Origin of the sequence: Pseudoduganella sp. (genome assembly GCF_041914865.1) — a bacterium.
Classification (GTDB): Bacteria; Pseudomonadota; Gammaproteobacteria; order Burkholderiales; family Burkholderiaceae_D; genus Rugamonas.
This window is the reverse complement of the sequence record NZ_JAYSCO010000026.1, coordinates 1-20,418: the sequence shown is the minus strand read 5'-3', so window position 1 is coordinate 20,418 and position 20,418 is coordinate 1. Positions and strand designations below refer to the sequence as shown.

At 62.8% G+C, this 20,418-nt stretch carries 27 protein-coding genes; 8 read left to right on the top strand and 19 right to left on the bottom strand.

Going from position 1 to position 20,418, the window contains the following annotated elements; all coding sequences use genetic code 11:
* Nucleotides 1–120: 120 nt before the first annotated feature.
* The 11 genes from ACE3TQ_RS13895 to ACE3TQ_RS13845 form a co-directional block, all read right to left on the bottom strand.
* A complete protein-coding gene (locus ACE3TQ_RS13895; protein WP_374582847.1) occupies nucleotides 121–633 on the bottom strand; it encodes a hypothetical protein in 513 nt (170 codons plus the stop codon).
* 258 nt (nucleotides 634–891) lie between these two features.
* Nucleotides 892–1,188 (bottom strand): hypothetical protein, encoded by a 297-nt coding sequence (locus ACE3TQ_RS13890; protein ID WP_374582846.1) that lies wholly within the window; start codon nucleotides 1,186–1,188, stop codon nucleotides 892–894.
* A gap of 864 nt (nucleotides 1,189–2,052) precedes the next feature.
* Nucleotides 2,053–2,352, bottom strand: coding sequence for a hypothetical protein (locus ACE3TQ_RS13885; protein ID WP_374582845.1), 300 nt, complete (start codon nucleotides 2,350–2,352; stop codon nucleotides 2,053–2,055).
* 6 nt (nucleotides 2,353–2,358) lie between these two features.
* Nucleotides 2,359–2,856, bottom strand: a complete 498-nt coding sequence (locus ACE3TQ_RS13880) for a hypothetical protein (protein WP_374582844.1) — start codon at nucleotides 2,854–2,856, stop codon at nucleotides 2,359–2,361.
* Nucleotides 2,857–2,945: 89 nt separating this feature from the next.
* Nucleotides 2,946–3,185, bottom strand: coding sequence for a hypothetical protein (locus tag ACE3TQ_RS13875; protein ID WP_374582843.1), 240 nt, complete (start codon nucleotides 3,183–3,185; stop codon nucleotides 2,946–2,948).
* Nucleotides 3,186–3,269: 84 nt separating this feature from the next.
* Nucleotides 3,270–3,809 (bottom strand): hypothetical protein, encoded by a 540-nt coding sequence (locus tag ACE3TQ_RS13870; protein WP_374582841.1) that lies wholly within the window; start codon nucleotides 3,807–3,809, stop codon nucleotides 3,270–3,272.
* A gap of 92 nt (nucleotides 3,810–3,901) precedes the next feature.
* Nucleotides 3,902–4,183, bottom strand: a complete 282-nt coding sequence (locus ACE3TQ_RS13865) for a hypothetical protein (protein WP_374582839.1) — start codon at nucleotides 4,181–4,183, stop codon at nucleotides 3,902–3,904.
* A gap of 106 nt (nucleotides 4,184–4,289) precedes the next feature.
* The gene (locus ACE3TQ_RS13860; RefSeq protein ID WP_374582838.1) at nucleotides 4,290–4,604 is read right to left on the bottom strand and encodes a hypothetical protein; all 315 of its coding nucleotides are present in this window, start codon (nucleotides 4,602–4,604) and stop codon (nucleotides 4,290–4,292) included.
* A gap of 59 nt (nucleotides 4,605–4,663) precedes the next feature.
* A complete protein-coding gene (locus ACE3TQ_RS13855) occupies nucleotides 4,664–5,041 on the bottom strand; it encodes a DUF4304 domain-containing protein (protein WP_374582907.1) in 378 nt (125 codons plus the stop codon).
* A 20-nt stretch (nucleotides 5,042–5,061) separates the two neighbouring features.
* Nucleotides 5,062–5,523, bottom strand: coding sequence for a hypothetical protein (locus ACE3TQ_RS13850; protein ID WP_374582837.1), 462 nt, complete (start codon nucleotides 5,521–5,523; stop codon nucleotides 5,062–5,064).
* A gap of 84 nt (nucleotides 5,524–5,607) precedes the next feature.
* On the bottom strand, nucleotides 5,608–5,946 hold the full coding sequence (locus ACE3TQ_RS13845) for a hypothetical protein (RefSeq protein ID WP_374582836.1): 339 nt from the start codon (nucleotides 5,944–5,946) through the stop codon (nucleotides 5,608–5,610).
* A 301-nt stretch (nucleotides 5,947–6,247) separates the two neighbouring features.
* On the opposite strand from ACE3TQ_RS13845, the gene ACE3TQ_RS13840 reads away from it, so the two are divergent.
* From ACE3TQ_RS13840 to ACE3TQ_RS13830, 3 genes are all read left to right on the top strand, one after another.
* Nucleotides 6,248–7,327 carry an MBL fold metallo-hydrolase gene (locus ACE3TQ_RS13840; RefSeq protein WP_374582835.1) on the top strand — a complete coding sequence of 360 codons (1,080 nt, stop codon included), beginning with the start codon at nucleotides 6,248–6,250 and terminating at the stop codon, nucleotides 7,325–7,327.
* Nucleotides 7,328–7,382: 55 nt separating this feature from the next.
* Nucleotides 7,383–7,697, top strand: coding sequence for a hypothetical protein (locus tag ACE3TQ_RS13835; protein WP_374582834.1), 315 nt, complete (start codon nucleotides 7,383–7,385; stop codon nucleotides 7,695–7,697).
* A gap of 126 nt (nucleotides 7,698–7,823) precedes the next feature.
* Complete coding sequence (locus tag ACE3TQ_RS13830) at nucleotides 7,824–8,363, top strand: phytanoyl-CoA dioxygenase family protein (protein WP_374582833.1); 540 nt, start codon at nucleotides 7,824–7,826, stop codon at nucleotides 8,361–8,363.
* Between the two features lie 8 nt (nucleotides 8,364–8,371).
* Here the strand turns inward: ACE3TQ_RS13830 and ACE3TQ_RS13825 are convergent, their stop codons facing one another.
* From ACE3TQ_RS13825 to ACE3TQ_RS13815, 3 genes are all read right to left on the bottom strand, one after another.
* Nucleotides 8,372–9,325 carry a gamma-glutamyl-gamma-aminobutyrate hydrolase family protein gene (locus ACE3TQ_RS13825; RefSeq protein ID WP_374582832.1) on the bottom strand — a complete coding sequence of 318 codons (954 nt, stop codon included), beginning with the start codon at nucleotides 9,323–9,325 and terminating at the stop codon, nucleotides 8,372–8,374.
* Nucleotides 9,326–9,402: 77 nt separating this feature from the next.
* Complete coding sequence (locus ACE3TQ_RS13820) at nucleotides 9,403–10,044, bottom strand: phosphoribosyltransferase (protein ID WP_374582831.1); 642 nt, start codon at nucleotides 10,042–10,044, stop codon at nucleotides 9,403–9,405.
* Nucleotides 10,045–10,098: 54 nt separating this feature from the next.
* The gene (locus ACE3TQ_RS13815; protein WP_374582830.1) at nucleotides 10,099–10,434 is read right to left on the bottom strand and encodes a flagellar basal body protein; all 336 of its coding nucleotides are present in this window, start codon (nucleotides 10,432–10,434) and stop codon (nucleotides 10,099–10,101) included.
* Nucleotides 10,435–10,570: 136 nt separating this feature from the next.
* Here ACE3TQ_RS13815 and ACE3TQ_RS13810 point away from each other — a divergent pair, with 136 nt between their 5' ends.
* Both ACE3TQ_RS13810 and ACE3TQ_RS13805 read left to right on the top strand, forming a co-directional pair.
* Nucleotides 10,571–11,122, top strand: coding sequence for a TetR/AcrR family transcriptional regulator (locus ACE3TQ_RS13810; protein ID WP_374582829.1), 552 nt, complete (start codon nucleotides 10,571–10,573; stop codon nucleotides 11,120–11,122).
* A gap of 121 nt (nucleotides 11,123–11,243) precedes the next feature.
* A complete protein-coding gene (locus ACE3TQ_RS13805; protein ID WP_374582828.1) occupies nucleotides 11,244–12,362 on the top strand; it encodes a dienelactone hydrolase family protein in 1,119 nt (372 codons plus the stop codon).
* Here the strand turns inward: ACE3TQ_RS13805 and ACE3TQ_RS13800 are convergent, their stop codons facing one another.
* Nucleotides 12,363–12,773 carry a hypothetical protein gene (locus ACE3TQ_RS13800; RefSeq protein ID WP_374582827.1) on the bottom strand — a complete coding sequence of 137 codons (411 nt, stop codon included), beginning with the start codon at nucleotides 12,771–12,773 and terminating at the stop codon, nucleotides 12,363–12,365.
* Between the two features lie 49 nt (nucleotides 12,774–12,822).
* Nucleotides 12,823–13,749 (bottom strand): alpha/beta fold hydrolase, encoded by a 927-nt coding sequence (locus tag ACE3TQ_RS13795; RefSeq protein WP_374582826.1) that lies wholly within the window; start codon nucleotides 13,747–13,749, stop codon nucleotides 12,823–12,825.
* A gap of 26 nt (nucleotides 13,750–13,775) precedes the next feature.
* Between ACE3TQ_RS13795 and trxC the strand changes: the two genes are divergently transcribed.
* Genes trxC through ACE3TQ_RS13780 form a run of 3 tightly spaced genes read left to right on the top strand, consistent with a single transcriptional unit; the run spans nucleotide 13,776 to nucleotide 16,115 of the window.
* Nucleotides 13,776–14,210 carry a thioredoxin TrxC gene (gene trxC, locus ACE3TQ_RS13790; RefSeq protein WP_374582825.1) on the top strand — a complete coding sequence of 145 codons (435 nt, stop codon included), beginning with the start codon at nucleotides 13,776–13,778 and terminating at the stop codon, nucleotides 14,208–14,210.
* Between the two features lie 52 nt (nucleotides 14,211–14,262).
* A complete protein-coding gene (locus ACE3TQ_RS13785) occupies nucleotides 14,263–15,498 on the top strand; it encodes an MFS transporter (protein ID WP_374582824.1) in 1,236 nt (411 codons plus the stop codon).
* Nucleotides 15,495–16,115, top strand: coding sequence for a helix-turn-helix transcriptional regulator (locus ACE3TQ_RS13780; protein ID WP_374582823.1), 621 nt, complete (start codon nucleotides 15,495–15,497; stop codon nucleotides 16,113–16,115). The genes ACE3TQ_RS13785 and ACE3TQ_RS13780 overlap by 4 nt, the downstream gene beginning before the upstream one ends.
* Here the strand turns inward: ACE3TQ_RS13780 and ACE3TQ_RS13775 are convergent.
* The 3 genes from ACE3TQ_RS13775 to ACE3TQ_RS13765 all read right to left on the bottom strand — a co-directional run.
* The gene (locus ACE3TQ_RS13775; RefSeq protein ID WP_374582822.1) at nucleotides 16,102–17,625 is read right to left on the bottom strand and encodes an MFS transporter; all 1,524 of its coding nucleotides are present in this window, start codon (nucleotides 17,623–17,625) and stop codon (nucleotides 16,102–16,104) included. The genes ACE3TQ_RS13780 and ACE3TQ_RS13775 overlap by 14 nt on opposite strands.
* A gap of 26 nt (nucleotides 17,626–17,651) precedes the next feature.
* Complete coding sequence (locus ACE3TQ_RS13770) at nucleotides 17,652–18,788, bottom strand: HlyD family efflux transporter periplasmic adaptor subunit (protein WP_374582821.1); 1,137 nt, start codon at nucleotides 18,786–18,788, stop codon at nucleotides 17,652–17,654.
* 12 nt (nucleotides 18,789–18,800) lie between these two features.
* Nucleotides 18,801–20,418 (bottom strand): efflux transporter outer membrane subunit (locus ACE3TQ_RS13765; RefSeq protein ID WP_374582820.1); only part of this gene is annotated, 1,618 nt, incomplete at its 5' end.

Sequence of the window (20,418 nt, the reverse complement as noted above, 5' to 3'; positions counted from 1 at the left end):
GTAAATGAGGGTCTCACTCGGCAAAGTGTTCAGTTGATCTATTGCTCCAGCCCGTTTCATCGGAAAGCCCAACGCCTGACTCGAGCCGAGTTGCGAAGCGGCTCCGGTTTGAGTGAATTGTTAGGCCTCTGCTAGCGCTGTTTGAAGCCGCGAAAGATTGCCGATGTACTCATCAGCGTGCGCCCAATCAGGTTGAAGTCTGGCCCAAACCTGTTGGCGCTTGAGCGCGCGTGCAGCATAGGGCTTGGCGGATGGATCAATCTTTCCCTCATCTGCAAGCTGACCAAAAGCTGTAGCTATAACCGACACGTCCGTTGTGTAGATCAATTGCTGGTCATCGAAATCAGGATCTTCGATCTGCTCACGAACGGTTGACTCATGGAAGATTGCGTCCGAGTATTCAGATGCATCAATCTCTCCGACTGACTCGATTGTCCAGATGATGCATTCCACAAGTAGTTCAACTGGATTTTCCTTTCGCCAATCGCGATACTCGGAAAGAGCCATGTCTCCCTCATCTGAGCCAAATGGAGCGAGCTCATCGGTGCAGTCCCAGAAGAACTCGTCAGGGATGATTTGAATCGCACGGGGATGGCCCCGGTCTTTATCGATACCGCCAGGGTCTTCTTCCATGTCTCTTCCTTATGTTTGTGTGAGGCCTGAAAAAGGCGCAACTTCAGAGATTTTAGACGAAAGTAATGGACTAATGATCTGACGGAGCCTCGCCAACTGCGTTTGCTTAGCTGATGAATCTAGAGGCACCCCGAGATTTGGCAGGTCGTTGCTCATAAGAGGAAGTCCCTTGATGTGGCCCAACGTTGGACGTAACCGGCCACTGCAGCGCGCAGTGATGCGGTGGTCCGGTTGACGGAATTGTTCGGCCGCATTAATTCACTTTTTACTGTAGCAGACGCCGGTAAGAACGACCCGCTGTTTGTCGGAATCACATCCCGTTACTTCATCAAGCCAATATTCTATTTCGGTGGCACCGTCCCAGGTCAATCTTTCAAGGAAGTCCGTTTGCAGATAGCCCAGGACCAGCTGTAAAAGATCAGGATTCCCGACGAGGCAGGGAAATGGCGGATATCCAGCTATTGCAAGAGCATCCTGTGGCCCACCGCAGATCGCGTCATCTCGCTTGGATTCTTCGACCCAAGCTTCGTATGCCGGGGTTAAGATTTCGATCATTCCAACCGTATCGACTGCGAGCACGAAAGAGTGGCGCCTCATCCCATTACGTGCGGAGCTTAAACTCATGCCTGGGACCGCGAACTGCGCAGGTGCAATTGGGCTGTCATCTATGCGTAATGAAAGAATCGGATTCATGAAGCCGAACGTTGGACGCAACCGGCCGCAGCAGCGCGCAGCGATGCTAAGGTCCGGTTGACGGAATTGTTGGGCGTTTTGATCATGTTATTACGACTAGAAGAACTGAAAGTAAGCTCAAACTACCCCAGAAGATCACTTCGAACCAGAATGCGACTGGGCTGGTGCTACGGTGATAGATGTTCCCAAAGCGCGAAGTCGCAACGCCAGACCTATAGGTAAGGAATGACATCCACCCGCAAAGGACACCGAGGAGGAGCCATAGCTCCGATCCTAGCGCATTGTTCGGACGAGGGAATTTGTACCAAAATGCCCCCAGTGCGAGAAAGCACGCAAAGAATCCGAGGTACGCCAACTTCCAAGGAAACTTTCCCGGCTTGATCTTCATGGAGTGGCCCAACGTGCGGATTCAGCGCGAGCCGAAGGCGATCCGCTGGAATTGGAGGTTAGGCGAAACGTCACACTATTCCCCTTTCGATGAAGCCTTAAACTCATAAATCAAGCCCACAATAAATGAAAGTGCAAACACTGCGCCGGCGATCTCACCACGAGGAAAATGCACGGGCAAGCACGCATAAACAATCCCCGCGAGTATGAATCCTACTATCGAGCCAACAATAGCCGGGGTGTCCCATATGTCGAAGATAAAGTCCAAGCTCGTCCTAACGTTCAAGGTAACCGGCTGCCGGAACGCGCAGCGTGGAGGCGGTCTGGTTGACCGCTAGGTTAGGTATATCTTTCATCCAGAACCTTCTTCCATTCCAGGAGTGCCGATGCTGCCCGCAAAGCATGCGAAAAGTCTGCGTGTAACCCCATACTGTCAAGCGAGATCTGTTGAAGATAGTTTGCCATGTCCTCCGAAGAAGACCCTGACTTGAGCATGGCACAGACCGTAGACAAGTACGGATCGTATTCATCGCGGGCCAAAGGCGCGCCAGCCACTCCAATAGGATCCCAAATGTAGTGAAGCACTTCACCCGCACGTTGATACAGCTCTTCTTCGAGTTGGCCTTGGAAGGAATTCATAACAGCCTAACGTTGGACGTAACCGGTCGGAGCAGCGCGCAGCGATGCGGAGGTCCGGTTGAAGGAATTGTTGGGCAATATCGTCAATTTTTTTCCAGTCCGATGCAGTGAGAACTTACCAAGCGCTTTACTGTACCCTATGCTCACTGAGTTAAATCCGCCCTTAATCTTCTCTTCCGTGAACTTGCCATCTAGGAATAGATACCCGTCGCAAACACTGACGCGACCAAGCGTAAGCCGCCCTTTATCAAGTTGGTACGCTAGCGGCTCAGACAGCGGGAAGAATTTGTCGTCACCATCCTTCGCCTCGACAATCACACGCTTCCAATTCCCACTCATGCAAGACTCAGTCGCGGCCTGGTTCGTAAAACGAATTGTCGCTTTAGCCTTCACAATGTGATTTAAATCCTCAACGGTTAATTGCCAAGTCGATCCTGCCACCTGAGCATGCGCTCCCGTAACTAGGCATAACAAAAACAAATATGCATTCAGGTGACTTTTCATTGCGACATTAGTTAGCCCAATGTTCATGGTAACTGGCTGCCGGAACGCGCAGCGTGGAGGCAACCCAGTTGACCGCAATGTTAGCCCAATTACACACGCTCAATCTCCTCTTCGAAAAAATCAGCTAACCAAACTAAGATGCCGTTTTTACCGGAACATTCGACGACATATTTATTCGCGCGGCCAGGTGCAGTCAAGATATCGAGCAACATTCCAACGTCACCTGGTGTTGGCGCTCGCTGATTCAAGCGCCACCCATCGAGATTGTCAGCGGACTGAATCAACTGGCGCACGCGAACGAGTTCGTATTCTTTGAACGGAGCGGACATTGGGCTAACGTTCACGCTAACCGGCACGGCAAAGCGCAGCTTTGACGTGCCCAGCGACCGAAGGGAGCGAGGTTGAGCATGTTGTTAGCGCGCCTTTTCGACTTTGACTGGAATTACTTTGCCCTGCGAGGACTCGAAGGAAAGCACACCGTTCCTCCGATGAACACGAGTGATTTCCGGTGAGGCGGGTGCAACAAAATCAGCAATGACATGTAGTACCCCACCACTTGTAAGTTCGACTGCGAAATACCGATTTAGTTTACCGCCGGGGATTTCGACATAAACCAATTCCAAGGAAGGATCTAACTTCGCGCCGAGTTGGTTTGCGTAGAAAGTGCCGTAGCCAGGGAACTGGATTCGCTCAAGCTCACGAGATAGTGCTTCCGTATTCGGAAAGTCCCGACCGAATGGAGTCGAACGCATGATCGATTCGACACGGCGGATTGATTGCGCAGGAAGGTTTTTCGGATCGTCTTTGTACTCGTCAAAGTCGGCATACGGACGAGAAAGCGGAATGCGGTTCCCAAGGTAATCAACCACAGCGAACCGCTCCGCCCCATTTGCCACAAGACTTTGCATGAGGATTGCTGTAGCAACGAGGAAGTGCCGGAGGTCTAGTTTCATGTGTTCTAGGCGCTAACGTCAAAGGTAACTGGCTGACGGAACGCGCAGCGTGGAGGCCGTCCAGTTGACCGCAAGGTTGGGCTAAACGATCACTACACCCGCCCCTTGTAACCTGGAAGGTTCGTGAGCGGGAATGGAAAGACCGGTTCAATTCCAGCCTCCTTCATTGCGACGACCAATGCTCTGTACTTTTCGAGCAAGGCGCCTCGTGCGCCCCAATCCTCGGACTCGTCATCCAGTCCCGGTTCGATAAACGTAGCCCCGTCAGTTTCGTCACGAATCATGACGCGAGTGTAATCCCAGTCGTAGCGAAAGACGACTTCAAAGGCCCCCACAAATTCGGCTAGCGCCGCTTCAACTTTCGACTTATCCATTCTTTTGCGCCCAACGATTCAAGCTAACCGGCACGCCAAGCGCGCAGCGATTGGCGTGTCCAGCGAACGGAGTGAGCGTGGTTGAGCACATGGTTGGGCATTAACCTCACAGTTCAGGAAATTGGTTCTTCCAGGCGGCACGCAATGCGGCACATTGCCCAAGCAAGGTCGGGAAGCGTGCTTCGACTGAGCGAAGGATGGTATCCATCTCATCACGCGTATTCCATAGCCAGACTTCCCGAAATGCCAATGCAATTTCAACTTTCGCGAGGTCGTCTTCGGCGAGCCAACGCCGTAACGAATCTGAGATTTCATGTCCATTGTCGTCGGTCAGCCAAACCAAGCGTGCCAATAATTCGGCGATCCATTCAGGTTCGGCCGAAGGCAGCCTCTTCAAAAAAATGTGATCAGCGAGATCCATGCACTTACGCCCAACGTGCTTGCTCAGCGGCGCCGTTAGGCGTCCGCTGGAGCTGATGGTTATGCTTGGAGTGCACTACGAACCTCCTTAAACACCAAGCCCTTTTTCGAGTCTGACTCCGCTAGTCGTGCGGCATCCTGAAGCCGCGACCTCTCAGCGAACCAACTAGCTGCCTTCTCAGCCACCACGAGTGGATCTTCGACATCAAGGCGAAACTGTACATGACACTTGTTCTCAGTCGGTGAGGGATCGGTGCCGATCTCCGAAAAATACACACCAAGGTTCACATAAAAATCACCACCACCCCAAGAGGACCTTTGAACGTTCAGAACGGCGACACTTCCAGGTTGCTGCAAACGCCAAGTAGCCCCGGACCTCTTAAACCCGCGCTCCTTCAAAGGTGGGTGAATCAGCTTCTTAAAAGTTTCAGCGTCCATGATCAGTGGCATAACGTACTTTATTCAGCGGCGCCGTCAGGCGTCCGCTGGAATTTATTGTTGGGCAGAGACCAGCGATCTACGATTGATTCGTATAATTGGTCCAGCCGGCCATTCTTGTCGTCACAGGCGAAGTAACAGATAGCTAGCGCGTTAAACTGAAACGGATAGCGAGCCACTCGGCGCATTGCAGCGGCCGCAGTAGAAACACTGACCAATTCGCCGCGCATCGCAACCTCGATCAACGAACGAAGTGAGGACATAAGCGGATGACGAAAGCGCCAATTAAGATGCTCAAGGATCTTTCGACGCGCCAGTACCGAAGTACGATCGCCGCGAGGAGGACGGCAAAGTTCGTGCACCACCATGAACGAAGCGTTCGGAGAAATGCGCGCGGCGCGCGCATTCAGTCGCTTCCATTGCAGCGGCGCCGCATAAGGAAAGCGGCAATCGATCGCTTCAATAAATTCAGCTTCAGTCATCCGGTGGCCCAACGTTGGACGTAACCGGCCGCAGCAGCGCGCAGCGATGCGAAGGTCCGGTTGACGGAATGGTTGGGCAAATAGTTACTCATTCGCAGTGCTTTCATCAAACCAAACATCTTCATGGCCTGGAGCCAGTTGCACGCGCCAACCGGGCGCGAGCCCGAGGTAAGGCACAATCAACCCACAGTGATCTTGGAGATGTGAGATGTGGAGCGGCTCAAAGAAATCGTTAGCTGTGGAATACTCGCCACCCCAGATGTACCACCCCGAAACTCCATCCACGGGCTTAACCCGAAGGGCATTCAACGGAAGCTCGGACAAGGTCGCAAGCGCGATTCCGACCTTCTCCATTTGATGGTAGGGCAGGAACGTAGCGCCAAAACGATGGCAAATCTCTTTTTGTACGGCGAAGTCGCTCATGTGGCCCAACGATAAATGGACGTCATATTGACGTTTTAGTAAAAAATATTATGACGCCTAAACACTGATTGGGCAATGGAGGCGCCCGTCGGAATAACTCCGTGGGGCAAGTTCACATCCTAATGATGTGTGAAATTCGGTAATATCCCTCCAGTATGCAAATCCTGGCATATTGTCTTTTGCTAGTTAGGCCCGCGTGGAGTCGATTGGAATACCGCCATGGTGGGCAATGGCCCGGCTCCAGCAGGGGCTGCGGCAAGCGGTTACAATTGCTTTGATTTCAATTTGGCCCTGCTGTTTAATGTCCGTCATCCCCCCAAAGTACCGACCCATTCTGCTCGCGTTCATCGCCACTATCGTCCTGCTGCTTGCCTTTTTATTGACCGCGTCGTGGCTGGCGAAGGCGCCTTATGCCAGCGACCGGGTGTTCGGGAAGGTGCGCACCGGCGAGTTGTGGAGCCCTAACGCGCGTTTTATCGACGACTGGTATGCGGTGGAGGCCTTGGATGACGGCACGTTCATCATCGGCGAGCCCAAATCTTCTCAGTACAACTCGTCCTACTTGCTCGCTGGCCAGGAGCGCGCGCTGTTGATCGATGCGGGTTCGGGTGAGCGTCCGGCGAGTGCGCGCAGCATGCGTGCGGTGGCCGAGAGTCTGACGACCAAGCCAGTCATGCTGATGCTGTCGCACTTCCATTTCGATCACACTGGCGACCTGGATGCGTTTGACGGTGCGCTGGTGTTGGCCACGCCGGAGCTGAAGGCGCGGGCCGAAGGCGGAAAGGTCGCTATCGATGCGTCGGAGACGTTGACCGGTGGGCGTGACCTGCGCATCCTGCGTTGGGTGGCTCCGGGTTCGAGGATCGAGCTGGGCGGCCGTGCTATCGAGGTGCGCGCTACGCCTGGGCACGCGCATGAATCGGCGAGTTTTGTTGATCACGAGCGTCGCTATGTGTTTGCTGGCGATTTCCTGTACCAGCATCTGGGCGGACTGGTGGCGTTCCTGCCTGGTAGCGACGTTGGCGTGTATGCCGATGAAATCGGGAAGCTGTTGCAGGCGACGGGGAAGGGCTATCGTTACTTCGGTGCGCATGGCGTGCCGGAGTTTGATGTGGCTTGGGCGGCCAAGGTGCATAAGGCGATGCGTCACCTGGCGGTCGGCACGGCGGAGCCGGTGCTGGGGGAGACTTACCTGGCGCCTGGTGTGCCGTTGCGCATGCATCAGCAGGACCAGCTGTTGATTTACCAGCCTCCTTTGGCCAGTGCGCCGATGCTGTTTTCGTGGCGTGGGCTGGGGTTGCTGGTGGGGGCGCTGGTGCTGATAACGGCTATTTTCTGGCGTCTGTTCCGGGCATTGGGGCGTTCCAAGTCCGGCGTATAATCAGGCTCGCCCCCCGCTTTGCCGGCGGGATTCAACCAGTAAAAGAATACAGCTCATGAGCGATAACAGTGTCCTGGGGATTTATACCTTCGAAGGCGTTTTCGAGGGTAAGCCGGTTTATGAATATGCCTATCCGCAGGAGCATGCGCTGCATAAGTGCATGATGTTCCTGCTGCAGGAGGGGGCGGATGCGCTGTGGGATTCGGCGATTATCGAGTGCGCCAAATTCGGTTTCGAGAACGTGGCGATGGATACGTTCAGCGTGCTGCAGGCCGACATGCTTGAGAAGCAGCCGTTCAAGGATCTGCATGCCCATATTGAGGAAGCATTGACGTTGGGTAGTTCGCTGGTCTTTTACGATAAGCCTTGAGCTGTGACGCTTGCCGGCCAGTTCGCGCGGGATGGGGTGGTTGCGCTGCCCGGTCTACTTAATGCGGGCGAGTGTTCCGGGCTGCTTGGGCATCAGCCGGGTGTTGGCGGTCCGGGGACGCGGGCCATGCTGGAGCAGGGCTGGTGTGCGGATCTGGCGGGGCGGCTGCTGCGTTCCGACGCGCTGGGCGCGATCATGCCTGCTGGGCATGTGGCTGTGCAGTGCACTTTCTTTGAGAAATCCGATTCTGTTAATTGGCTGGTGCCGGTGCACCAGGATTTGAGCATTCCTGTGCGCGGGCGTTGCGAGGTCGCTGGCGCGAGCGGGTGGTCGCGCAAGCAGGATGGCTGGTATGTGCAACCGCCCTTGGCTGTGCTGGAGCAGCTGGTGGCGGTGCGGGTGCATCTGGATTCCTGTGGGGCGGATGATGGGCCTTTGTATGTGGTGCCGGGGTCGCATCGGCTTGGCGTAATCCCGGCTGCGGCGGCGGCGGAGATGCGCGGCGGGGAGCGCGCTTGCCTGGCTGCTGCGGGCGATGCGCTGCTAATGCGTCCGTTGCTGTTGCACCGGTCTTCGAAATCGTGCGGCGTGAGCCGGCGGCGGGTGCTGCATTTTCTGTTTGGGCCGGCGTCTTTGCCGGGGGGATTGGAGTGGCGCGCGCTGTAAGCTCGCAGCTAGAAGCGGGTCTCGCGCGCGGCGCGGAGGAAGCTGTCGAGGATGCCTGTGCAGTCGAGCAGTTCGACGCCGCCGGCGCGGTGGAATTCGGGGTGCCATTGCAGGCCCATGACGAATGGGGCGCGCTGGTAGCGGATCGCTTCGATCACATTGTCCGGGTAGGACAGGGCTTCCACCTGCATGTCTTTTCCCAGCGTCTTTACCGCCTGGTGGTGGATGGAGTTGACCAGGGCGCGCGGCGGGCCTTGCACCATGGAGTGCAATGAGGAGCCTGGCGGGAAGCTGATTTCGTGGCGGTGCTGGTCGTAGTCGTCGGAGACGTGGGGGTGGGCTTGCGGTACGTCGGTGGCGATGTCCTGGTACAGCGTGCCGCCGAAGGCGACGTTCAACAGCTGGCAGCCGCGGCAGATGCCGAGCACGGGTTTGCCGGCCTCCACAAATTCATGCAGCAGTTCCAGTTCGTACATGTCGCGTGCGCGGTCGCCGCTCCATTCGGGGCGGGTGGGCGTTTCGGCGTAGCTGTGCGGTGAGACGTCGGCGCCGCCTTGCAGTACCAGGCCGTCCAGGTGTTTGGCGTAGTCGCGCAGGCGGATGTTAGAGGGGTGCAGCAGGCCGCTGGTGTTCACGGTGGGGATCATGAAGACTAGCACGTCGCGCGACATGACCCATTGGGCGATGGACTCTTCCAGGTATTGCAGGTTCTTGCTGCGCAGGCCGGTGGCGCCGGGTTCGGGGTGGTAGATGCGGGCTGAGACGCCGATGTGCAGCGGGCGCTGGATGATGTGGCGGGTGGCGGCGGCGGCCAGGCGCCGGTAGCGTGCCAGCAGTATGCGGCCCCACAGGCTGAAAATCGTTTCGCCCGGGTCCAGGTAGCGCGGGGCGTCGTCCTTGCGGCGGCTGTGGCTGCGGTCGCCTTCGCGGCGGTCGTGCTGGCGCGGGTCCTTTGCTGTCATGCCTGCTTATCTCCTCGGCGCAAGTCTGGCATACGCGGCGCTTGCAAGTCGCACGGATGGGGGCGCCCGGCCGGCGGCTAACCGGGGCTGAGCAGGCGCAGTACTTCGTCTTCTTCCACCTGCGGGAAGGCGCGGTAGTGGCGGCTGACGGAGGTGAAGTTCATCGGTGCTGCCAGGGCCACAATTTCGTCGGCCAGCGGGGCGATCATTTCCAGCGAGTCGGGTGCGGCGACCGGCACGGCGGCGATCAGGCGGGCGGGCTGGCGGGCGCGGACCGAGCGCAGGGCGGCGGCCATGGTGGAGCCGGTGGCAAGGCCGTCGTCGACGATGACGACGATGCGGCCGGCCGGGTCGGCCGGTGGGCGCGTGTTGCCATAGCTGGCGCGGCGGCGGCGCATCAGGGCCAGCTGCTCCTGGGTCTGCATCTCGACCCATTCCATGCTGGTGCGGGTGCGGTCGAAGTAGGGCGCGAGCTGGCGGTTGCCCAGCTCATCGACGGCGCCGACCGCCAGTTCGGGGTCGATGGCGGAGGGGATTTTGCGGACCAGTACCACATCGAGTTCGCCTTGCAGGCGGTCGGCGATGATGCGGCCAATGGGGACGGCGCCGCGCGGGATGGCGAGGATCAGCGGGTGCTGGCCGCGCAGGGGCGCCAGCCGGCTTGCCAGCAGCTCGGCTGCTTGCTTGCGGTCGTCCAGGGGCAGTTCGAAGTCATCCATGCGAGCCTCCACCACGCTGCCTATACGACAGCATAGCGCGGGAAGCCGCGCGCGTTAAGCTTTGATGTCCAGCAGTGTGCCGATCCGTTCGTCGGCGGCTTGCACGACTTTGGCGGACAGGTCGAAGCCGGCCTTGTAGACCAGGGAGTTGGTGATGGAGCTGGCGGGGTCGGTGCCGGATGGGGCGTCGCCGGCTTTGGCGGCGGCCGACAGGTCGCGTGCGGCGCTGGAAATGGTGACGCTGGTGCCGCCCGGGGTTTGCTGGAACTGCGCTTGCTGCGGCTGGAAATTCTGCGTCGACATATTGGCGACGTTGTGTGCTTCCACGCCCAGCGCTTGCTGGTTGGACTGGAGGCCGGACAGGCCTGCCTGGAGTGCGGAGATAGCCATGGTGGTGAATTTCCTTAGGGCAAGTGGCGCCAGTTTACCTGATTCCGTGCGGCAATGTCTGTCCCTGCCCAAAAAATAAGCACACGCTGCAACATATGCTATGATGATGGTCGCAATGATTGTGTGGGAGGCCTGCATGAAGATCACCAAAGAGAAAGCGGCGGAGAACCGGCAGACGCTGGTGGAGACGGCAGCGCGCCTGTTCCGCGAGAAGGGAATGGACGGGGTCGGCGTGGCGGAAATCAGCAAGGCGGCGGGGCTGACGCATGGCGCCTTGTATGCGCATTTCCCGTCCAAGGATGCGCTGGCGGCGGAGGCCATGCAGTTCAGCACGCGGGCCGCGTATGGCAAGGTGACCGAGCGTCCCGTCACGCTGCCGGAGCTGATCGCCTTCTATCTGGCGCCGCAGCAGCGCGACAACCTGGCGGACGGTTGCCCGTTGGCAGCGGCGGCGAGCGAGGTGGCGCGGCAGGATGCTGCCGTGGGGGCGGGCTATACGGCGGGCTTGCGGCAGATGGCCGATTACATCGCCCAGCAGTTGCCACCCGAGCAACGGGGGCGGGCGCTGGGCATCATGGCGGCGTTGATCGGCGCCGTCGGGGTGTCGCGCAATGTCTACAAATCCGACCCCGAACTTGCCAACGAGGTATTGGAATCCGTGCATTCCATGCTGCTTAGCCTGAACTAATTGCTAGGATTAATCTTTTGGGATTGCTTTCCAGAACTGTGCGCATAAGAATCGTGTTTGTCTATCGCATGTTTTCGTTCTGGAGAGCACCATCAACGCCTTCCGCGCCCGACTTGCCGCCGTGTTGCTGGCTTTTGCCAGCCTGCCGCTCGCGCAGGCGGGGGAGCTTGCGCTCGATGCGCGGCTGAACGAGCAAGTCATCATGGTGCCGGCGGGCCGGGCCCAGGACCAGCAGCTGGAAACCACGGTGTTCCGGCCGCCGGGGCCGGGGCCGTTCCCGCTGTTGATCGTCAACCACGGCAAGGCTCCCGGCAATCCCAAGCTGCAGGCGCGCGACCGTTTCATTTACCTGGCCACGGCCTTTGTGCGGCGCGGCTATGCGGTGATGGTGCCGATGCGCACCGGTTTTTCCAATTCCACCGGCAAGTTCGTCGAATACGGCTGCAATATGACGGCCAACGGCTATGAGCAGGCGGGCGATATTGCCGATGTGGTGCGCTTTGCGCGTACCCAGGCCTGGGTGGACGGCGAGCGCATCGTCTTGGCGGGGCAGTCGTTCGGCGGCCTGGCCAGCGTGGCGGCGGCGACGCAGGAGCTGCCGGGCGTGCGCGGCATCATGAATTTTGCGGGCGGGTTGAAGGTGCACGGCGACCTGTGCGACTGGCGCGGTGCGCTGGTGAAGGCGTTCACCGAGTATGGCCGGCGCAACAAGCTGCCCAGCATGTGGATGTATGGCGCGAACGATAGCTACTTCGGGCCGGAGCTGGCGGCGCGCATGCATGCGGCCTTCACGGCGGCGGGCGGGCGCGCGCAGCTGGTGGCGTTCGGCGCTTTCAAGAAGGATGCGCATGGCTTGCTGGGCAACCGCGATGGCTCGGCGGTGTGGCTGCCGGAGGTGGAGCGTTTCCTGGCCAGCGTGGGGATGCCGACGCGCGAGGTGTATGCTGTGGCCGATCCGCCGGTGCAGCGCGCTACCCAGTACGCCGCACTGGAGGACGTGGAGGCGGTGCCTTACCTGCCGCAGCGCGGGCGCGAGCAGTACCGCGAGTTCCTGAAGAAGGCGACGCCGCGCGCCTTCGCCATTTCCAGCACCGGTTCCTGGGGCTGGGCGGAGGAGGGCGAGAACACCAACGAGAAGGCGCTGGCGGCCTGCCAGGCGGCGAGCAGGGAGCCGTGCCGGCTGTATTCGGTGGATAACCAGATCGTGTGGCCGGAGCGCGCTTCGGCCGGGCGCAACTGATCACGCCAGCGTGAAGCCGGCGAGCACGGTCAGGGTCGCGCTCAGGTAGCCAAGCGGGCGCTGGGCCCACGCCATGCGGCGCGCCAGCAAGGCGCTGGGGCGGTGCAGGTGCACGAAGGCGTAACTGGCGAACAGGTTCTGCACGGCGACCCAGCCGTGCATCACGATGGCGGCCCCGAGCAGGGCAATGCCGCCGCCGCGCGCGATGGCGCTCACTTCCACCGCGGCGACAATCACCGCGCCTTGCCCGATGCCGAGCATCATGCCCAGCATGGCCACGCGCAGGAAGCGCGGGTTGAAATAGTGGCGCTGCCATTGTGGCGCCAGGCTCAGCGCATGCAGCACCAGGATGATCGTCAGGCTGAACTGGTACAAATCCAACATGGACGCCAGGGCATGTATATCTTCCACGGTTTGCCTCCGTGTTGTGGCCTCCTTGTCCCGAAGTTAACACAATCCGCTAGCGGGCATCGCATGATTGCAGCCACGCCAGCAAGGCGGCGGCCACAGCGGCGGGCTGCTCGCGTTGCGGGAAGTGGCCTGCGCCGGCCAGCACGGTGCGCTGGTAGGGGCCGCTGAACAGGTGTTCGCGCTGTTCCGAGGTTTGCGGGCTGTTGGCGCCGTCTTCGCTGCCGTGCAGGGTGAGGGTGGGCACGCTGATGACGGTTTCGCGCCGCAAGCGGTCTTCCTGCTGCGCGTAGTGCGGGTCGGGGAAGGCCAGGCCCCAGCGGTGGCGGTAGGAGTGCACGGTCACCTCGATCCAGTCGGGGTTGTCCCAGGCGTGCATGGCGTCGTGGAACTCGCCCTCGGTGAAGTGCCACGAGGGCGACCAGGTGCGCCAGAGCAGCAGGGCCATTTCGCGCCTTTCCTTGCGCAGGGCTTCGGCGCCGCGTTCGGTGGCCATATACCACTGGTACCAGTAATTGCGGGCCTGGTGCAGGCTGAGCGTCTGCTGCGGGTCGTTGGTGCCCCAGCCGACGGAAAGGGCCATGCAGCGCAGCACGCGCTCGGGCGCCAGCAGGGCGGCGTCGTAGGCGGCGCGCGCGCCCCAGTCGTGGCCGATGACGTTGAAATGTTCGATGCCAAGGGCGCTGGCGAAGTCCAGCAGGTCCTGCGCGAGTGCGCTCAACTGGCCGCTGCGCGGCGTGGCGGGATCGAGGAAGCGCGTGTCGCCGAACCCGCGCAGGCTGGGCGCCAGCAGGCGGTAGCCGGCGTGCGCCAGGTCGGGCACGATGCCGTCCCAGGTGTGCATGTCGTCGGGCCAGCCGTGCAGCAGGACGATCGGCTCGCCCGCTGGGTCGCCGTGCTGGCGGTAGGCGATGCGCAGGCGGTCGGTGTTCACGTATTCCATGACTTCCTCCAGGCTGGCGTGGCGTGCCCTCGGCATTATATGCCTGCGCTATACTGGCACCCATGGAAAACCTGCATATCGTCTGCCCCCATTGCGACGCGGTCAACCGCGTGCCTTCGGTGCGCCTGGAAGAAAGCCCGACCTGCGGCAAGTGCCAGCGCGAGTTGTTCACCGGCCATCCGTCCGACTTGTCGACGGCGCGCTTCCTCAAGCATATCGAGCGCAGCGACATCCCGGTGCTGGTGGATTTCTGGGCGCCGTGGTGCGGGCCGTGCCGCCAGATGGCGCCGTTCTATGAGCAGGCCGCCAAAAAACTGGAGCCTTACTTCCGCGTGGTGAAGGTGAACACCGAGGACGAGCAGCAGCTGGCGGGGCGCTTTGCCATCCGCAGCATCCCGACCCTGGCGCTGTTCAAGGGCGGGCGCGAAATGGCGCGCCAGCCGGGGGCGATGGATGCGAACAGCATCATCGCCTGGGTGCAGCAGCATCTCCGGTAATTAATAAACATTTTCGTTTACTTATTGTCGTGCCCGGCCTATAGTGGAGGGCATGAACCAATTCCTCCTGATCGCGGCAACCTGCCTGCTGGGGCTTCTGTCCACCACGGGCGCGTCTTTGCCTTATCCCATCCTGCCGCCGCTCTTTGCGGCGGAGGCCCATAACGCCTTCAACAATTTCCTGGGCTTGCCGCCCAAGCTTTTGTTCGGCATTGCGCTGACGGTGAACCCGATCGGCCTGGTGATCGGCTCGGCCCTGCTGGGGCCTTTGTCGGACCGTTACGGGCGGCGCCCGATCCTGCTGGCGACTGCGCTGGGCGCGGCGGCCGGCCATGCGCTGACCGCGCTGGCGCTGGTGATGCAGTCCTATCCCTTGTTTATCGTGGCGCGCTTCGGCACCGGCCTGCTGGAAGGGAACGGCGCGGTGGCGCGCGCCCTGGTGGCGGAAAAACTGGAAGGGCCGCAGCGCCTGCGCGCGCTGTCGCTGGTGAACGGTTCGCTGCACCTGGGCTGGCTGGTGGGGCCGGTGCTGGCGGGCTTCACGCTGGGCTTCGGCATCACGGTGCCGTTCTGGGTGGCGGTGGCGGCGCTGGTGCTGGCGGCGGGGCTGGTGGCGCTGACCGTGCCGCGCGCCGCGGCGGCGCCCAGCGACGGCGCCTCGTGGTGGCAGGTGGCGCGCAAGCACCATGCCATGAACCTGCTGCGCTTCCCGGAGCTGCGCACGCTGTTCATCGTGCAGCTGACGCTCACCTGCGGCATCACCGGCTTCTACGAGTACTACCCTTTGTGGCTGGTGGAGCAAGGCGGCTATGATGCGCGCGGCATCGCCACCATCAATATGGCGATGTGCGCGATCATGACGCTGGCAGCGATCATCGCCGGGCGCCAGAGCCGGATGGAGCCGCTGCACCGCGCGAGCTGGCTGGCCTTTGGGCTGGCGGCGGCGGTGGCCGGGGTGGCGCTGGGCAACCTGTGGGTCGGCATGATTGCGATCTGCCTGTTCGGCCTGCCCAATGCCTTCTACAACGCCACGGTGCAGGCGTGGGCGGCGGACCGCTTTGCGGCCCACGGCCAGGGCTCGGTCATGGGGCTGCTGTCGATGACCTTCTGTTTTGCGAATATCGCGATGGCGGCGATCGGTTCGGTGCTGACGCTGGTCGATACGCGCCTGATCCTGTTGCTGGGGGCGCTGCTGGCGGCGTGGGCCGGCTGGCGCTTGCGCGGCTGGCGCAAGGAGCTGGCCGCGCAGCCTGCGGCGCGCGCGCTGCCGGAAGGAGCGGGCGCATGAACACCGCCGACCAGATCCTGTTCCTGCTAAAGACGCGCGGGCCGCGCACGGCGCAGCAGCTGGCCGACTTGCTGGAGCTGACTTCCATGGGCGCGCGGCGCCACCTGGAGGCGGCCGAGGCGGCCGGCCTGGTGCGCTTTGAGGACGTGGCGGAAAAAGTGGGGCGGCCCTCGCGCCGCTGGCTGCTGACGGAGGCGGGCCACGCGCGCTTCCCGGACCGGCACGCGGATTTGACGCTGCAGCTGATCACCCAGGTGCGCAGCCTGTTCGGCGAGGAGGGCATGGACAAGCTGATCGCCGCGCGCGAGAAATCGACGGAGGCTGCCTATCGCGATGCCATCGGCAATGAGCCTGGCCTGGCGCAGCGGGTCGAGGCGCTGGCGCTGGCGCGTGATGCGGAGGGCTATATGGCGCAGGTGGAGCAGGCCGAAGACGGCTCGCTGCTGCTGGTGGAAAACCATTGCCCGATCTGCGCCGCGGCGCGCGAATGCCAGAACTTCTGCCGCTCGGAGCTGGAAGTGTTCCAGCGCGTGCTGGGCCCGGGCGCCAGCGTGGAGCGCGCCGAACACCTGCTGTCCGGCGCGCGCCGCTGCGCCTACCGTATCAAGCCGGTTTAGGCACCGACAGGGTGCGCTGCCAGGCCATCAGCGCGGCCAGGCCAAGGCCGACGAAGACCAGCAGGCGGAAGTACTCCAGCTGCGCCAGCAGCGCGGCCTGCTGGTTCAGCGTTTGCGCCAGCTGGCTGAGGGCGAGCTGGGCGGCGGCCTGCGGGCCCTGCGCGCTGCCGAACCAGGCGGTCAGCTGTTCCAGCTGGCGGCCCATCTCCACATCGCCGTTGACGAAGCGCCGGTTCAGCACCGCATAGTGTTCTGCCGTGCGCCATTGCAGCAGCAGGTTGGCGCCGGCCACGCCGAGCGCGCTGCCGAATTGCGCCAGCATGTTCTTCACCTGCTGCGCGTGGAAGAAGGCGACCGGGTCGTCCTGGAATTCGGTGAAGCCGTGGATGGCGGTGGTGGCCAGGATCAGCACGATGAACATGCCATACAGGCTGATGGCGGGCAGCACGTGGCGCCACAGGTTGGCGTCCATGGTCAGGTTGGACAGCAGCCAGCCGAACAGGGCCAGTGCGCCAAAGCCGGCCACGTAAAACTTCTGCGGGCTGGGCGCGGTGCGGATGATGCGCAGCTTGAGGAAGAAGGCGGCAATGCTGGCCGTCATGCCGATGGCCTGGATGGTGCCGGCGATATGCCAGGGGAAGCCAAGGGCGCGCTGCACCAGGGCAGGCAGCATGGTGTTGTTCGCGCCCAGCACCATGTAGCCGACGGTGAACACGGCCAGCGCGGCGATGTAGCGGCGGCGCGCCAGCTGGCGCAGGCGCAGCAGCGGGCGCTCGTGGGCGTGCTGGTGCCAGGCGAACCAGGCTAGCGCGGCCACGCCGGCTGCCGCCAGCGCGGCCAGGTAGGGCAAGGCGCTGTAGAAGTCGTACAGGGCGCGCTGCACCGCGAACAGGGCGAGGAAGCTGCCGCCGGCCATTACCAGCAGGGGACCGAAATGGGCGTGGGTGTGGCTGTCTTCCGGCAGCGGTTCGTCGGGCAGGGCGATGGCGGCCAGCACGGCCGCCAGCAGGGCCAGGGCGCCCAGCAGCAGGAAGATGCCGTTCCACCAGTCGGCGCTGACGAACTGCGCCACCACCCAGGGCGCGGCCGAGACGCCGCACGACAGGCCAAGGGCGAAGGCGACGATGCCTTTGATGCGCGCGGGGCTCGGTGGGATCAGGTTGACCAGCATGCGCGCGCTGGTCATGAAGGCGGCGCCGCCCATGCCCATCACCACCCGCCCGAGCAGGAACTGCGGGAAGCTGGTGGCCAGCGCGCTGATGCTGGCGCCGGTGATGAAAAAGGCGATCGAGAGCAGGATGAAGCGGCGCCAGCCCAGGCGTTCGATGAACCAGCGCATCTTGGCGATCGCGGTGATGGCCACCGTGGCATAGGCGGCGGTGACGATGCTGTACTCCTCCGGCGAGGCGTTGATCTGGCCGGAGACCGGCGTGGCGCCGAAGGCCAGCATGCCGGATTGCAGGAACTCGATGACGGTCAGGGTGAAGATGGTCGCCAGCAGGAGCTTCATGCGCGGGAAAGGCGCCGGGCTCTCCATCACTGCACCCGCGGCGTATTGGCGTGGCCTACGTTGGCGGCGATGATGCGGGCCACGGCTTTGTCGGCGTCTTCCAGTTCGTGCGCGAAGACGTCGGTCTGGTAGCTCTTGCGGCCATCCTGCGCCGCCGGCGCGGCCGGGCTGGCGGTGTCGACCTGCACCCGCATCGACAGGCCGAGCTTGAGCGGGTGCGCCGCCAGTTCCTTCTGGTCGAGCGCGATGCGCACCGGCACGCGCTGCACCACCTTGATCCAGTTGCCGCTGGCGTTCTGCGCCGGCAGCAGGGCGAAGGCGCTGCCGGTGCCCGCCTCCTGCCCGATTACCCGACCCTTGTAGCGCACGCTGCGTCCGTACACGTCGGCCACCAGCTCCACGGCCTGGCCGGCGCGGATATTGCGCAGCTGCGATTCCTTGAAATTGGCGCTGACCCACATCTGCTCCGGCGGCACGATGGACATGACGGCGCTGCCTGCGTTGACGCGCTGGCCGATCTGCACATTGCGCTTGCTGACATGGCCGCTGACCGGGGCGCGCACGGTGGTGCGGCTGGCGGCCACGTAGGCGTCGCGCAGGGCGGCGACGGCGGCCTGCACATCGGGATGGCTGGCGATGCTGGTCTGGTCGACCAGCGCCTGCGAGCTGGCCAGCTGCTGTTCGGCCACGCTCATGGCGGCTTGCGCCGCTTTCACGGCATCTTTGGCGTGGCGCAGGTCTTCGCCGGAGACGGCGCCGCTGCTGGCCAGCTGCTGGCGGCGCGCCAGGTCGGACTGCACTTTGGCGAGGTCGGTGGCGCGCAGCGTGACGTTGGCTTTTTGCTGGGTGGCGTTGGCGAACTGCACGCGCACCTGGCGCACGGCGCGCGAGAGCTGGGCTTCGGCACGCGCCACGGCCAGCTGGGCGTCCACTTCGTTCAGCTTGAGCAGGGGCTGGCCGGCTTGCACGAAATCGGTATTGTCGGCGGCGATCAGGGTGACGCTGCCGCCAACCTGCGGCGTGACCTGCACGATATTGCCTTCCACGTAGGCGTCTTCGGTCGATTCGCTGTGCGCGGCGCTGCCCATCAGCCAGGCGGCGCCGGCCACCCCGGCCAGCAGGACGGCGGCGGCGGCGGCGAAGATTTTCTTTTGTGTGTTCATGGTGGTCATCCGTTAAAAGCCGCCGCCCAGGGCGCGGACAAGGTTCATATCGAGGTCAAAGGCGCGTGCGTCGAAATCGATGCGGGCGCGCTGCTGCGTCAGGACCTGGCTTTCGGCTGCCAGCACCTGCAGGTAGTTGCCCAGGCCGGTCTGGTAGCGCTGCACGGCCAGTTGGTAGGCTTGCTGCGCGGTGTCCAGCGCCTGCTCCTGGTAGGCGGAGCGTTCCTGCAGCCAGTGGATGGAAGTGATCTGGCTTGCCACGTCGCGCAGGGCATCGACCAGGGTCTGGTTGTACTGCTCGACGGCGATGTCGTATTCGGCATTGCGCAGGGCCAGGTTGCTACGCAGGCGGCCGCCGTCGAAGATCGGCAGGCTCAAACCGCCGCCCAGGTTGGCGACCTGGCTGCCGCCCTGCAGGAACTTGCTGAAGCCCAGGCTTTGCAGGCCGACCAGGCTGGCCAGGTTGAAGCTGGGGTAGAACTGGGCCTGGGCGGCTTTGATGTCCTGCAGCTGCGCTTCCACGCGCCAGCGCTGCGCCACCACGTCGGGCCGGCGCGCCAGCAGTTCGCTGGGCAGGCGGCTGGGCAGGCCGGCCGGGCGCACGGCTTGCAGCTGCGGGCGCGCGATGCTGGCGCCGCGATCGGGGCCGGCGCCGAGCAGGGCGGCCAGCTGGGCATGCAGCAGGGCGATTGATTCCTGGGCGGCGGCGATTTGTTCGCGTGCGACTGGCAGGGCGAGTTCGGCCTGTTTCAGGTCGACGCTGGAGTCGAGTTGGGCGGCGACGCGCTGGCGCGTCAGCTGCAGCACGTGTTCGCGCTGCTTCAGCACCGATTGCGCCAGTTCGAGCTGGGCGTGCGCCTGCGACAGGCGCAGGTAGGCTTGCGTGACGGCGACTTCCAGCATCAGGCGGCTGGCCTGGGCATCGACTTCGGCGGCGTTGCGGCGGCCGACGGCGGCGGCCAAGGTAGCCTGGTTCTTGCCCCAGAAATCCAGTTCGTAGGAGAAGTTCAGCGTCGCTTCGTTGGCCCAACGCGAGCTGCCGGCCAGCGGCTTGGGCACGGTGCTGTTTTCGCTGTACAGCTGGCGTGTGCTGCGGGCGGCGGCGCCCAGTTGCGGCGCGCCGGCGGCATCTGCCAGGCCTTCGGCTGCCTGCGCCAGGCGCACGCGGGCCTGGGCGATGCGCAAGGTGGGGCTGCCGGCCAGGGCTTCCGCTACCAGCTGGTCGAGCTGGGCGTCGCCGTAGCGCTTCCACCAGTCGGCGGCGGGCCAGGCGGCGGGGCTGACATGGGCGTCGGCCAGGGTGGCAGTGGCGGCGAACCGGTCGGCGTGGGCCAGCGTAGCTTGCGGGCGCTGGCCGCCATCGCGGGCGCAGCCGGCCAGCAGGGCGGCGGCGGCGACAGCCGCCCGGACGCCCCGCGCGGCGGTTTCAGGGCGGGTGCGGCTCGCTGCGGGCGGGGCGTCCTTGGCGGCTGGCGCAGGGCGGGTGCGGCCGGCAGCGGCCTGTGCGCCCGCTCCGCCCGATGTAGCCGGTGCCGCGCGCCAGGCGCTTTCGGCGCCTGCGGTGCGTGTGGCGGATGTGGCGTGTGTGGCGTGTGTGGCGTGTGTGGCGTGTGTGGCGTGTGTGGCGTGT